Here is a 12,421-nt window from a genome sequence, read left to right as displayed (position 1 = left end):
CGCTGAACGTCCGCTTGACGAGCGAGCCCTCTTCGGTCTCTGCCCGCCGTCCGCCGGAGCGCCGGCGCGGCCACGGCGCGTACCCGGCGGGCTCTCCTCCTCGACGGCGGGTCAGCGTCGATGCGAGGAGGGTTCAGGAACGGGCGTAGACCTCGGGCTTCAGCACGCCGACGTAGGGCAGTTCCCGGTACCGCTCGCCGAAGTCCAGCCCGTAGCCGACGACGAACTCGGTCGGGATGTCGAAGCCCACGTACTTGACCGGCACCTGGACCTTGACCGCGTCCGGCTTGCGGAACAGCGCGACGACCTCGACGCTCGCCGCCGAACGGGACTCCAGGTAACGCAGCAGCCAGGAGAGGGTGAGGCCGGAGTCGACGATGTCCTCGACGACGATCACGTGCCGGCCGGCGATGTCCCGGTCGAGGTCCTTGAGGATGCGGACGACGCCGGAGGAGGTGGTGCCCTGCCCGTACGACGAGACGGCCATGAACTCGAGCTCGGCGGGCGGGCCGTGGCGGCCCAGCGCCCGGGCGAAGTCGGCCATGAACATGACCGCGCCCTTGAGCACGCAGACCAGCAGGAGCCCGTCCTCGACGTGGGCGTGGTCCGCTGCGACCTGCTTGGCCAGCTCCGCGGTCTTCTCGCGGATCTGCGCCTCGGAAATGATCACGTGGTCGATGTCGGCGTCGTACCAGGAGCCGTCTGCCATGGCTCCTAGCCTGCCGTACGCCGACCGGCCCCCGTCGGCGGGGCCGCCCCTTTTGGCGCGGTCCCGCCCGGGATTTTCCGGTCGAATCACACCAAGGGGCATCAGCAGGTACGGGACGGCGAGCGACGACCGGCGTCGGTCGGTTTCCAGTCGGCGGAGTCGCGGCTGTCGGCGGTGACGCCGGTCGCCGCGGCGACGGCGAGGACGGCCAGGAACAGTACGAGGACGAGGAACTCCATGACGGCGCCCACTTTCGAATGGTTGATATTGGTTTCGCCGCCGATGCGCATCGGATCTGAGCCCAGTGTGCGACCTCGACCCAGGAGCCGACAGTGGCAGGAATGCCACTGATCATCGATTTACTGCCAGCAGTCGGGTTACCCTCGTCACATGCTCCGATCGGTTGCCGTACTCGCCCTCGACCAGGTCGCCCCGTTCGAGCTCGGCGTGCTCGCGGAGGTCTTCGGCACCGACCGGACGGCCGACGGATTTCCCGCCTACCGCTTCGACGTCTGCAGCCCGGACGGCGCGCCGGTACGCACCTCCGCCGGATTCCAGCTCGTCCCGCACGCCGACCTCGCCCCACTGGAGGAGGCGGACCTGGTCGCGGTCCCCGCGCACGACCGGTGCGCCACCGTCCCCGAACCGGTGCTGGAAGCGCTGCGCCGGGCCGAGGCCCGCGGCGCACACCTGCTCAGCGTCTGCTCGGGCGCCTTCCTGCTGGGCGCGGCCGGGCTGCTCGACGGCCGCGACTGCACCACCCACTGGCGGTACGTCGACGACCTGCAACGGCTGCACCCGACGGCACGGGTCCAGTGCAACTCCCTCTACGTCGCCGACGGTCGGCTGCTCACCAGCGCCGGCACCGCCGCCGGCATCGACGCCTGCCTGCACCTGGTCCGCCAGGAGCACGGCTCGGCCACCGCCACCCGGCTGGCCCGCCGGATGGTGGTGCCGCCGCACCGCGACGGCGGCCAGGCCCAGTACATCGAGGCACCGATCCCCCGGGCGCCGGAGGCGCCGACCCTGGAACCGGTCCTGGAGTGGCTGATGGGGCACCTCGAACGCCCCGTCACCGTCGACGAGCTGGCGGCGCGGGCCGGCATGGCGCCCCGGACGTTCGCCCGCCGGTTCCGGGCCGAGACCGGCACCACTCCGCACGACTGGGTGACCAACCAGCGGGTGCTGCTGGCCCGCCGGCTGCTGGAGGAGACCGGGCTCAGCGTCGAGGCGGTCGCGGACCGGGCCGGCTTCGGCGACGCCGCAACACTGCGCCACCACTTCACCCGCCGGGTCGGCGCCACGCCGCAGAGCTACCGCAGCACCTTCCGCGACCGCGCCCACGTCGGCTGACCGACCGGGCCCGGCACCACCACCGGGGTGTTACGCGAGCGTACGGTCGGGGTCTTCGCCCAGCCCCGGCCCAGGAGGTGCCCTCCGGCGCCTCAGGCGAGCAGGAGGCGATCGGCGCGGCGAAGGACGCGCAGGCCGCCCGGCAGGTGCGCGGGGCCCTGTCCCCGCCACGCCGTGACCAGCGCGTTCAGCGCCGCCACGTGACGGTGGGAGAGCGCGCTCGGCGGGGCGCCCAGCTCCCTGGCCCAGGCGTGCAGCACCCGGCTGCGTACGGCGGGAGCGAGCGCGGCGAGCGCCGGCACGGCAAGGCCGCCCGCCGGATCACGGGCGGTCGCCAGGGCCGCCTCGGCGAGGTCGTCGAGCGCGGCATTGTCCTCAGCGACCAGCCCGGCGGTCCGGGCCAGCCCGTCCAGCACCGCCGGCCCCAGCGCGCGGACCAGCGCGGGCAGCACGTCGGAGCGCACCCGTGCCCGGGAGTACGCGGGGTCGCTGTTGTGCGGGTCGACCCACGGCTTCAGGCCGAGCACGACGCAGGCCGCCAGGGTCTGCGCACGAGTGATCCCGAGCAGTGGGCGCAGCAGCGGCACCCCGGCGAGGTCCCGGCGGGCGGGCATCCCGGCCAGGCCCCGCGGGCCGGCGCCCCGGGCCAGCGCGAGCAGCACGGTCTCGGCCTGGTCGTCGCGGGTGTGTCCGGTGAGCACCGCGGCGGCGCCGTGCCGCGCGGCGGCGGCCCCCAGCGCCTCGTAGCGGGCCTCCCGGGCGGCCGCCTCCGGGCCACCGTGACGCCCGGCCACCTCCACCCGGACCAGCTCCACCGGGGCCAGTCCCAGCTCGCCGGCGAACGCCACCACCTCGGCGGCCCGCTCGGCGGAGCCCTCCTGCAGCCCGTGGTCGACCGTCACCAGGCCGGCGCGGCGGCCGAGGCGCGGCGCGACGAACGCCGTGGCGGCGGCGAGCGCCAGCGAGTCGGCGCCACCGGAACAGGCCACCAGCACCGGCCCCTCCCCGGGCAGGCCGGTCAGGGCGCGGCGCACCGCCACCCGGATCGCGGCCACCGGCGGGGCGAGTACGGCCACGGACGTGCCGTCAGCCGGCCGACGGCAGCGGACCGGCGGGGCCGTGCACCCGGGCCACCCAGGCGTCCGGGTCGCCCAGCTCGTCGATCCGGGGCAGGGTCAGCGGCGAGCCGAAGACCTTGTTGAAGCCCTCCATGCCGACCCGCTCGACCACCCCGTGCACGAACTTGCGGCCCTCGGCGTACTGGCGCATCTTGACATCCACGCCCAGCAGCCGGCGGATCGCCTTCTCCAGCGGGTTGCCGGCCTCACGCCGCCGGTTGAACGCGGCACGGATCCGTTCGACGCTGGGAATGACCTGGGGGCCGACGCCGTCCATCACGAACTCGGCGTGCCCCTCGAGCAACGTCATCAGCGCGGTGAGCCGGTCCAGCACGGCCCGCTGCCCCGGCGTCTGGACGAGATCCAGCACGCTGGTGCGGCTCTCCGGGTCGCGGATGGCGTCGGCGAGGGTGCCCACCCCGCGGCGCAGCCGATCGACCAGGTGATCCTCGCCGGACGACGCGTCCACGAACGCCTGCACCTCGCCGAGGAAGTAGGCCCGCATCCACGGCACGGCGGTGAACTGGGTCCGGTGGGTCACCTCGTGCAGGCAGACCCAGAGCCGGAAGTCGCGCGGGTCGGCACCGAGCTTCCGCTCCACCTCGACGATGTTCGGCGCGACCAGCAGCAGTTGCCCCGGGTCGCCGGAGAAGACCTCGTACTGGCCGAGCACCCGGCCGGAGAGGTACGCGAGCACGGTGCCCGCCTGCACCCCGGTCAGGCGGGAGCCGATCGCCTCGGTGAGGACACCCGGCTTCTTGTCGCCACCGAGCCGCCCGACCAGCGGGCCGAGCACCTCACGCAGCCCGGCGATGTTGGCGGCGGCCCAGTCCCGCCGGTCGACCACCCGGACGGGCGGATGGCTCACCTGCGCCCGCAGACCGGTGTAGTCGGCCACGTGCCGGGCCGCTTCCTCGGTGAGTCGCCGCAGGTCACCGACGACCTCGGTGGCCTCGGCGTACGACACCCGGGGACCCGACTTGCCGAGCGCCCCCGCGGTGGCGGCGGCGAGATCCCAGTCCACGAACTGCGCCATGCACCCACCGTACCCGGGTGGGAACACCCCGAACCGGGCCTGCGGTGGGCCGGCCGGGAGGCGCCACGCCCCACCCGCCGGCCCGGGGTGGGTCAGCGGCAGCCGCAGCTCGCGAGCGTGGCGGCGATCCGGTCCAGTGCCACCCGGGCGGGATCGCTACCGCCGGGCACCCGGTCGGTGAGCACCGCGAAGGTGAGCAGCCGGCCGTCCTTCGTGGTGACCAGGCCGGCGATCGCGTTCACGCTGCTCAACGTCCCGGTCTTGGCCCGGACCACGCCGGCGCCGGCCTCGGTGCCGGCCGTCTCGTACCTGTCGCCCAGGGTTCCGGACCAGGCGGCGACCGGCAGGCCACCGAAGATCGCGGCCAGCTCGGGGCGGCTGCCGTTGCCGGCGAGCGTGATCAGGTCGGTGAGCAGCGACGGGCTGATCCGGTTGGTGCGGGACAGCCCGCTGCCGTCGGCGAGGGAGAGCTCGTCGGCCGGCAGGCCCAGCTCCCCGGCCACCTCGTCCATGGCGGCGCCCGCGCCGACGAACGAGCCGGGCTTGTCCCGGGCCAGCGCGACCTGGCGGGCCAGCGCCTCGGCGATGATGTTGTCGCTGTCGGTGATCATGATGTCGACCAGCCGCATCAGCGGCATCGACTCGACCTTGCCGAGTTCGCTGCCGGGGGCGCCGGCCGTGGCGTCGCCCCCCGCGATGGGCGCCGTGCCGCGGGAGACCGCGCTGTTCGGCAGACCGAGCCGCCGCGCGAACGCGCGGCCGGCGGTGAGGTCGGGCTCGGAGACCCGCACGGCGGCGTGGTTACCCGCCTCGTGGTCCCGCTTGGCCTGCGGCACGTCCCGACGCGCGCCGTCGGTCATCAGGGCGGTGATGGGCGAGCCGTACCCGCCGGTCGGAATGTCCTCGTCCCAGCCCGGTTCGAGGCCCGGGCCGGAGTAGAGCGACCCGTCGATGATCACCTTGGTCGGCTTGGCGCCGCCGAGCGCCTGCTCGACCTGGCGGGCCAGGTCGTCCAGCCGGGCGGCGCCCGGATAGAAGCCGTTCTTGTCGACGGCGAGCGTCGGGTCTCCGCCGCCGACGATGACCACCTCGCCCGGGTTCGCCCCGGCGACCGCCCGGGTCGGGATCCGGTATCCGGGTCCCCTGGCGGCGAGCACGGTGACCCCGGTGACCAGCTTCGTCACCGAGGCGGGCACGGTGCCGTCGTCCGCGCCCCGACCGAAGAGGGACTGGCCGGTGACGGCGTCCGCCACCGAGACGTTCACCCGGTCACCGAGCGCGGCCGCCCGGACCAGCGGGTCGAGCGCGGCGCGCACCCCGTCGGGCGTGGGCTCGGGGGCGTTCGGGTCGGCGCCGGCCAGCACCGCCGACGGCGAGGGCTCCGGTGCCGCCGGTTCGGCCCGGGTGTCTTCGGCGCCGCCGAGCCAGTCGGCGACCGGGCCGGGGCGTACCACCGCCACCCCCACGCCGGCGAGCACGAGCAGGAGCACCACGGCGAGCACCACCGGCAGCCGACGGCGCGGCGCGGGAGCGGTCGGGCCGGCGGCATCCGGCGGTGCACTGACCGGGCCGTCGGGCGAACCGCCGGCGCCGAGTCGGTCCGGACCGGCGGGAGCGGTGCGGTCGGTGGGACCGGTTGTCGGCGGTCCGCCCAGCGCCGCCCCGGCGTACTCCTGGACGGCGGGCCACTGCTCGCGGCTCGGTCCGGCCGGTGCCGGGCTGGTCGGGATACCAGAGGTCGGAGCCGGCCCTCCGGATTCGGTGCTGGGGAAGACCGGAGGGACCATGGGCCGCTCCGGCCCCACGGCGGGGAATCGTCCCGGAATGGGCGCGGAGCCACCGGTGGGCGGTTGCTCCGCCGCCTGGTCGGGGCCCGGGCCTGAGGTCCGGGAGGGGTGAGTACCGGGAACCCGTACGCGCCCAGTGGCGCCACCGGAACCAGATCGCCCCGTACCGCGTCCAGACCCCTCGTCCGGGCGGTAATGTGAATCTTCCCTCCCCACGGCCCCCTCCTCCCCTGCGGAAATTGGCTTGGGTGACACTACTTCGGTCCGAACACTATGCGGCGGTCGCGGCCGGCGGGTGAATACGCCCACCGGCGGTGCCGGCGATTCCGTTGGCCAGCGTGGGCAAACGAGGGAGCGTGCACATGGATTTCGACGTCACGGTTGAGATCCCGAAGGGTCACCGCAACAAGTACGAGGTGGACCACAAGACCGGCCGGATCCGGCTGGACCGCACCCTCTTCACATCCACCCAGTATCCGGCGGACTACGGCTTCATCGAGGGCACCCTCGGTGAGGACGGCGACCCGCTGGACGCGCTCGTCCTCGTGCCCGAACCCACCTTCCCCGGCTGCCTCATTCGATGCCGCACCATCGGCATGTTCCGGATGACGGACGAGAAGGGCGGCGACGACAAGGTCCTCTGCGTCCCCTACGAGGACCCGCGCCAGGAGCACCTGCGCGACATCCACCACCTGGGCGAGTTCGACCGGCTGGAGATCCAGCACTTCTTCGAGGTGTACAAGGACCTCGAGCCCGGCAAGTCCGTCGAGGGCGCCACCTGGGTGGGCCGCACCGAGGCCGAGGCCGAAATCCACGCCTCCTACCAGCGCGCCAAGGAAGCCGAGGAGCGCGGCGAAGGCCTGCACTGATCGCACCGATCTTTACGACGGGCCCGGGAACCGCTCAGCCGAGCAGCCCCCGGGCCTGTTCGTACAGGTCCAGCACCGCGCAGGCGACCGGCACCACGGCCACCACGAACGCCGTGTCGGCCAGGTCCGCGACCCGACCGAGGTACGGCGAGACCGGACGTCGGGCGTAGGTGGTGCCGGCGCTCACGGCGAGCACGGCCAGCGCCACCCCGGCGGCGGCCAGCCCGAGCCGACCGGTCGCACCGGCCCGGTCGGCGAGCACGGCGCCGAGCACGGCGTAACCGACCAGACCGCCGATCACCGGCGGCACCCGGTGCCGGACCGCCACGAAGAGCCGGGAGCGCAGCAGCAGGACGGCGGCGGTGACGGCGATCAGCACCGCACCGGCGACGCCACCGGTGACGGCCAGCACCACCGCCGCCAGCACGGCCAGCACGGCGTGCCCGAGCAGCATCCCGGTGAGCATCTCCTCGGTGCGGGCCACCGCCGCGTACACCCGGCCCCGGTCGGGCAGGTCGCGCACCGGCGTACCGCCCTCGTCCGCCGTCGGCAGGGTGATCGGCGGCAGCGGCAGCTTGCCGAGCCGGATCGCCAGCAGCGGAATCACCCCGATCGCGAAGACCAGCACGCAGAGCAGCACCGCGGCGGCTCCGGCCGGGCCGAGCGCCAGCCCGCCGAGGGCCGTCGGCGCGCCCAGCAGGCCGACCGTCGCACCGGCCACGAAGACGCGTAGCCGGCTGGCGACCCCGAGCACGCCGAGCACCGACGCCAACAGCAGCGCCACCGCGCCGGCCAGCACCTCCGCGGCCCCCACCCAGCGCAGCGGCGCGAACGGACCAACCGGGTCACCCGAGCCGACCGCCAGCGCACCGGCCGCCGCCGCGTACGGCAGCGCGTAGCCGCCGAGCGTCGCGGCGCTCACCCCGTCGCCGTGCGCCCGGGAGGCGATCGTCCCCGCGACGACCAGCAGCAGCGCGCCGACGGCCGCGGTGAGCCAGCCGCCCCGCTGCTGCGGCCCGCCGCCGAGCAGGGCGAGCAACCCCACCGCGAGCGGCACACCGGCGCCGGCCAGTACGACCGTCCGGGTGGCCGCCGCCGACCACGCCCCGCCCCGACGCCGCGCGCCGTCCACGATCGCCTCGACCACGTCGTCGTACTCCAGCTCCGGCCAGTGGACGCGGGCCGGGACCAGGTGCAGCACCTCACCGTCGCGGATCCCCTGCGGATGCAGCCCCTGGGCGGTCGACAGCGGCACGCCGTCGGTGCGCCGCAACACCCAGCCCCCGTGCCACTCGCCGTCGTCGGCCAGCCCGACAGCGGCGTGGCGCAGCACGTCCGGGAGCAGCTCCGCGAGGGGGACCTGTCCCGGCAGGGCGACGTCCAGCCGGCGTCGCGGGGCGCTGATCGTGACGCGGGCCAGCCCGGATGACATCGGCCTGTCTCCATATCGAACGGGATCGGTGGCTGCGCGGACGACAGGACTTTACCTACGATGAGCCAGCTTCGGGTTACCGAGCGTTCCGGAAGGAGGTTCCGTGTCCACCGTCGTCGTCAAACGGCCGCCCCGCCGACCGGCACCCGAGATCCCGGTCGGCGAGCTGCCCGTCGAGGCCCCGCCGGAGATCCCCGAGGTGACCGGCGGCCGCTGGCAGCAGCTGCTCATGGTGCTGCCCATGCTCGGCGGCACGGTGGCGATGGCGATGATGTTCGGCCGGGGCGGGGGCGCCTACTCGTACGTGGTGGGCGCGATGTTCGGGCTCTCCTCGCTGGCGATGCTGGTGACCTCGTGGGGCAGCGCGTCCGGTACGCCCCGCAAGTCGGAGATGATGGCGGCCAGGCGGGAGTACCTGCGGCACCTGACCGCCCTGCGCCGCCGGGTCCGGGAGACCGCCGGGCGGCAGCGGGAGGGGCTCTACTACCGGCATCCCGACCCGGAGCGGCTCTGGTCGACGGTGACGAGCCACCGGGTCTGGGAGCGCCGCCCCGGCGATCCGGACTTCGCGGTGGTACGGGTCGGCGTCGGGCCGCAGACCCTCGCCACCCCGCTGCTCCCACCCGTGACCCGGCCGCTGGAGGAGCTGGAGCCGATGACGGCCGGCGCGCTGCGCCGCTTCCTCGACGCCTACTCGGTCGTGCCCGACCTGCCGGTGGCGCTCTCGCTGCGCAGCTTCGCCCGGGTCTTCGTACGCGACGTCGGCGCCACCGAACCCGACAACGGGCCGGCGGCGGACGGCGGCCCGGCCCGGGGCGCGGCGGCGCGGGCGATGGTGCGGGCGGTCCTCACCCAGCTGGCGGTCTTCCACGCCCCGGAGGAGCTGCTGATCGCCGTCTGCGCCGGACCCGAACGACGCGCCGCCTGGGAGTGGGTCAAGTGGCTGCCGCACGCCCGGCATCCGGACCGCGCCGACGCCCTCGGCCCGGTGCGCCTGGTCACCAGCTCCGCCGCCGAACTGGAGCAGCTGCTCGACGAGGTGCTGGCCAGCCGATCCCGGTTCAGCCCGGCCGGCCCGGCGACGGACGGGCCGCACGTGGTGGTCGTCCTCGACGGCGGTGACCTCACCGGCGCCACCGACATGACCGGCGACAGCGGTATCGACGCGGTCACCGTGCTCGACCTGGACACCCCGCCGCCCCGGCTGCTCGACCGGTACGCGCTCCTGCTGGAGCTGCGCGACGGGCGGCTGCACTCGTACTCGGCACAGGGGCACGCCGAGGTGGGCGCGCCGGACCAGCTCGACCCGGCCGACGCCGAGGCGGTGGCCCGCCGGCTGGCCCCGCTGCGCCTCGCCGGCACGGCGAACGGCCCGGACGCCCCGCTGCACGCCGAGCCGGGGCTGCCCGAACTGCTCGACCTCGGCGACCCGCAGGGCTTCACGGTCGAGCAGGGTTGGGCGCCCCGGCCGGCGCGGGACCGGCTGCGCACGCCGATCGGCGTGGGCGCCGACGGCGGCACCGTCGAACTGGACCTCAAGGAGTCCGCGCAGGACGGGATGGGCCCGCACGGGCTGCTCATCGGCGCGACCGGCTCCGGCAAGTCCGAGTTGCTACGCACGCTGGTGCTGGGGCTGGCCGCCACGCACAGCTCGGAGCAGCTCAACTTCGTGCTCATCGACTTCAAGGGCGGGGCCACCTTCGCCTCGTTCGACCGGCTGCCGCACACGGCCGCCGTGATCACCAACCTGGAGGACGCGCTGCCGCTCGTCGACCGGATGGTCGACGCCATCAACGGTGAGCTGATGCGCCGTCAGGAGCTGCTCCGCCGGGCCGGCAACTTCGCCGGCGTACGGGACTACGAACGGGCCCGGGCCACCGGCAGCGCCCTCCCCCCGCTGCCGTCCCTGCTGCTGATCTGCGACGAGTTCTCCGAGCTGCTCTCCGCCAAGCCGGACTTCATCGACCTCTTCGTGCAGATCGGCCGGTTGGGGCGGTCGCTCGGCGTACACCTGCTGCTCGCCTCGCAGCGGCTCGAGGAGGGGCGGCTACGCGGGCTCGACACGCACCTGTCGTACCGGATCGGCCTGCGTACCTTCTCCGCGCTGGAGTCCCGGACGGTGCTCGGCGTACCGGACGCCCACGAGTTGCCCCGCACCCCCGGGCACGGCTACCTGCGCTTCGGCACCGAGCCGCTGGTCCGGTTCAAGGCCGCGTACGTCTCCGGCGCGCTGCCCCGGCGCGGCCCGGCGGGCGGCCCCGAAGTGGACGGACCACCGCGCCTGCTCACCTTCGACACCCACTTCGTGCCGATACCCGACCCGGGCGCCAAGCCCACGCCGACGGCCGAGGAGGAGGGCCGGGAGAGCCTGCTGGACGTCCTGGTGGGCCGGCTGGCCGGCCAGGGGCCGCCGGCCCACCAGGTCTGGTTGCCTCCGCTCGACCGGCCACCCGCGCTGGACGAGCTGCTCGGCCCGGTCACGGTGGATTCCGCGCGCGGATTCAGCACCGGCAACCCGGAGCTGCACGGTGCGCTCGGCGTTCCGGTGGCCGTGGTGGACAAGCCCTTCGAGCAGCGTCGTGACCTGCTCTGGCTGGCCCTCGACGGGGCGGCCGGGCACGTCGCGGTGGTCGGCGCCCCGCAGAGCGGTAAGTCGACGGTGCTGCGGACGCTGATCTGCGCGCTGGCGCTCACCCACACCCCGCGCGAGGTGCAGGTCTACTGCCTGGACTTCGGCGGGGGTGGGTTGGCCGCGCTGCGCGACCTGCCGCACGTCGGCGGGGTGAGCGGGCGCGCCGACCCGACCGCCGTCCGCCGCACCATCGGCGAGGTCGCCACCCTGCTCGCCGAGCGGGAACGCCGCTTCGCCGAGCTGGGCGTCGAGTCGATGGCGGCGTACCGGCGGTGGCGGAGCGAACCCACCGGCGCCGGCCGGCCGGACGTCGACCCGTTCGGCGACGTCTTCCTCGTGGTGGACGGGTGGACGACGCTGCGCGCCGAGTACGACGACCTGGAGCCCCTGATCACCGATCTGGCGACCCGAGGGCTCTCCTACGGGGTGCACGTGGTGACCACCGCGCTGCGCTGGCTGGACTTCCGCCCCGCGATCCGGGACCTCTTCGGGTCCCGCCTGGAGCTGCGCCTCGGCGATCCGAACGACTCTCTGGTGGCCCGCCGGGCGGCCGCGAACGTGCCGGAGAAGACTCCGGGCCGGGGCGTCAACGCGGACGGCCTGCACTTCCTGACCGCCCTGCCCCGGCTCGCCGGAGCCGACACCGCCGACCTCGTCAAGCAGGTAGCGGAGGCGTGGAACGCTCCGCCCGCGCCCCGCGTACGGCTGCTGCCGCCGGTGCTCCCCTACGCCGACCTGGACCTCGCCGCGGCGACCGGGCTGCGGCTGCCCATCGGGATCGCCGAGGCCGACCTGCGCCCGGTGGCCCTCGACTTCGCCGCCGAACCGCACTTCGTGGTCTTCGGCGACGCCGAGTGCGGCAAGTCCTCGTTCCTGCGTGCGCTGGGCGCCACCATCACCACCCGGTTCACCCCGGAGCAGGCCCGGGTGATCCTGGTCGACTACCGGCGGAGCCTGCTGGGGGCGATCGAGACGGACCATCTGATCGGCTACGGCACCGCGGCCGCGCACGCCACCGACCTCGTCGAGTCGGCCGCCGGTTACCTCGCCCGCCGCATCCCCGGTCCCGAGGTCACCTCCGAGCAGCTGCGCGAGCGCTCGTGGTGGTCGGGGCCGGAGCTGTTCGTGCTCGTCGACGACTACGACCTGGTGGCGACGGGGCCGGCGAACCCGCTGCGCGCGTTGGAGGAGTACCTTCCGCAGGCCCGCGACATCGGCCTGCACCTGGTGCTGGCCCGGCGCAGCGGCGGCGCCGCCCGCGCCCAGTACGAGCCGATCGTCCAGCGGCTGCGGGAACTCGCCACGGCCGGTCTCGTGATGACCGGCAGCCCGGACGAGGGGGCGCTGGTCGGGCCGGTCCGCCCCGGCCCGCTGCCGCCGGGCCGTGGTCGGCTGGTCACCCGGCGAGAGGGCGTACGCCTGGTCCAGCTGGCACATCTGCCGGCGCCGTGAACCGTGTCCTGCGGATCGTCCCTCGATCGGGCG

9 protein-coding genes are annotated in these 12,421 nt (G+C 74.6%); 3 read left to right on the top strand and 6 right to left on the bottom strand.

Translation table 11 applies throughout. The features are described 5' to 3' along the window. Nucleotides 1-133: 133 nt before the first annotated feature. Together hpt and D7147_RS32150 are read right to left on the bottom strand one after the other, a co-directional pair. Nucleotides 134-709, bottom strand: coding sequence for a hypoxanthine phosphoribosyltransferase (hpt, locus tag D7147_RS20455; protein WP_120680103.1), 576 nt, complete (start codon nucleotides 707-709; stop codon nucleotides 134-136). A 101-nt stretch (nucleotides 710-810) separates the two neighbouring features. After that, complete coding sequence (locus D7147_RS32150) at nucleotides 811-999, bottom strand: hypothetical protein (protein WP_147434681.1); 189 nt, start codon at nucleotides 997-999, stop codon at nucleotides 811-813. A gap of 100 nt (nucleotides 1,000-1,099) precedes the next feature. On the opposite strand from D7147_RS32150, the gene D7147_RS20450 reads away from it, so the two are divergent. Then, nucleotides 1,100-2,062 (top strand): GlxA family transcriptional regulator, encoded by a 963-nt coding sequence (locus D7147_RS20450; RefSeq protein ID WP_120680101.1) that lies wholly within the window; start codon nucleotides 1,100-1,102, stop codon nucleotides 2,060-2,062. 92 nt (nucleotides 2,063-2,154) lie between these two features. Here D7147_RS20450 and tilS read toward each other — a convergent pair whose 3' ends face one another. From tilS to dacB, 3 genes are all read right to left on the bottom strand, one after another. Further along, entirely contained in the window at nucleotides 2,155-3,138 is a 984-nt protein-coding gene (gene tilS, locus D7147_RS20445; RefSeq protein WP_120680099.1) for a tRNA lysidine(34) synthetase TilS, read from the bottom strand. Nucleotides 3,139-3,148: 10 nt separating this feature from the next. Beyond that, nucleotides 3,149-4,216 carry a zinc-dependent metalloprotease gene (locus tag D7147_RS20440; RefSeq protein ID WP_120680097.1) on the bottom strand — a complete coding sequence of 356 codons (1,068 nt, stop codon included), beginning with the start codon at nucleotides 4,214-4,216 and terminating at the stop codon, nucleotides 3,149-3,151. A gap of 92 nt (nucleotides 4,217-4,308) precedes the next feature. Continuing rightward, nucleotides 4,309-6,003, bottom strand: a complete 1,695-nt coding sequence (gene dacB / locus D7147_RS20435) for a D-alanyl-D-alanine carboxypeptidase/D-alanyl-D-alanine endopeptidase (protein WP_120680095.1) — start codon at nucleotides 6,001-6,003, stop codon at nucleotides 4,309-4,311. Between the two features lie 362 nt (nucleotides 6,004-6,365). On the opposite strand from dacB, the gene D7147_RS20430 reads away from it, so the two are divergent. Further along, entirely contained in the window at nucleotides 6,366-6,872 is a 507-nt protein-coding gene (locus D7147_RS20430; RefSeq protein ID WP_120680093.1) for an inorganic diphosphatase, read from the top strand. Between the two features lie 34 nt (nucleotides 6,873-6,906). Here the strand turns inward: D7147_RS20430 and eccD are convergent, their stop codons facing one another. Further along, entirely contained in the window at nucleotides 6,907-8,304 is a 1,398-nt protein-coding gene (gene eccD, locus D7147_RS20425; protein ID WP_120680091.1) for a type VII secretion integral membrane protein EccD, read from the bottom strand. Between the two features lie 103 nt (nucleotides 8,305-8,407). On the opposite strand from eccD, the gene eccCa reads away from it, so the two are divergent. Further along, on the top strand, nucleotides 8,408-12,388 hold the full coding sequence (gene eccCa / locus D7147_RS20420; RefSeq protein WP_120680089.1) for a type VII secretion protein EccCa: 3,981 nt from the start codon (nucleotides 8,408-8,410) through the stop codon (nucleotides 12,386-12,388). Nucleotides 12,389-12,421: the final 33 nt, after the last annotated feature.

Source organism: Micromonospora musae (assembly GCF_003626545.1).
GTDB lineage: Bacteria > Actinomycetota > Actinomycetes > Mycobacteriales > Micromonosporaceae > Micromonospora > Micromonospora musae.
Note: the sequence above shows the minus strand (reverse complement) of the source record. Positions and strands in the feature narration are given on the sequence as shown.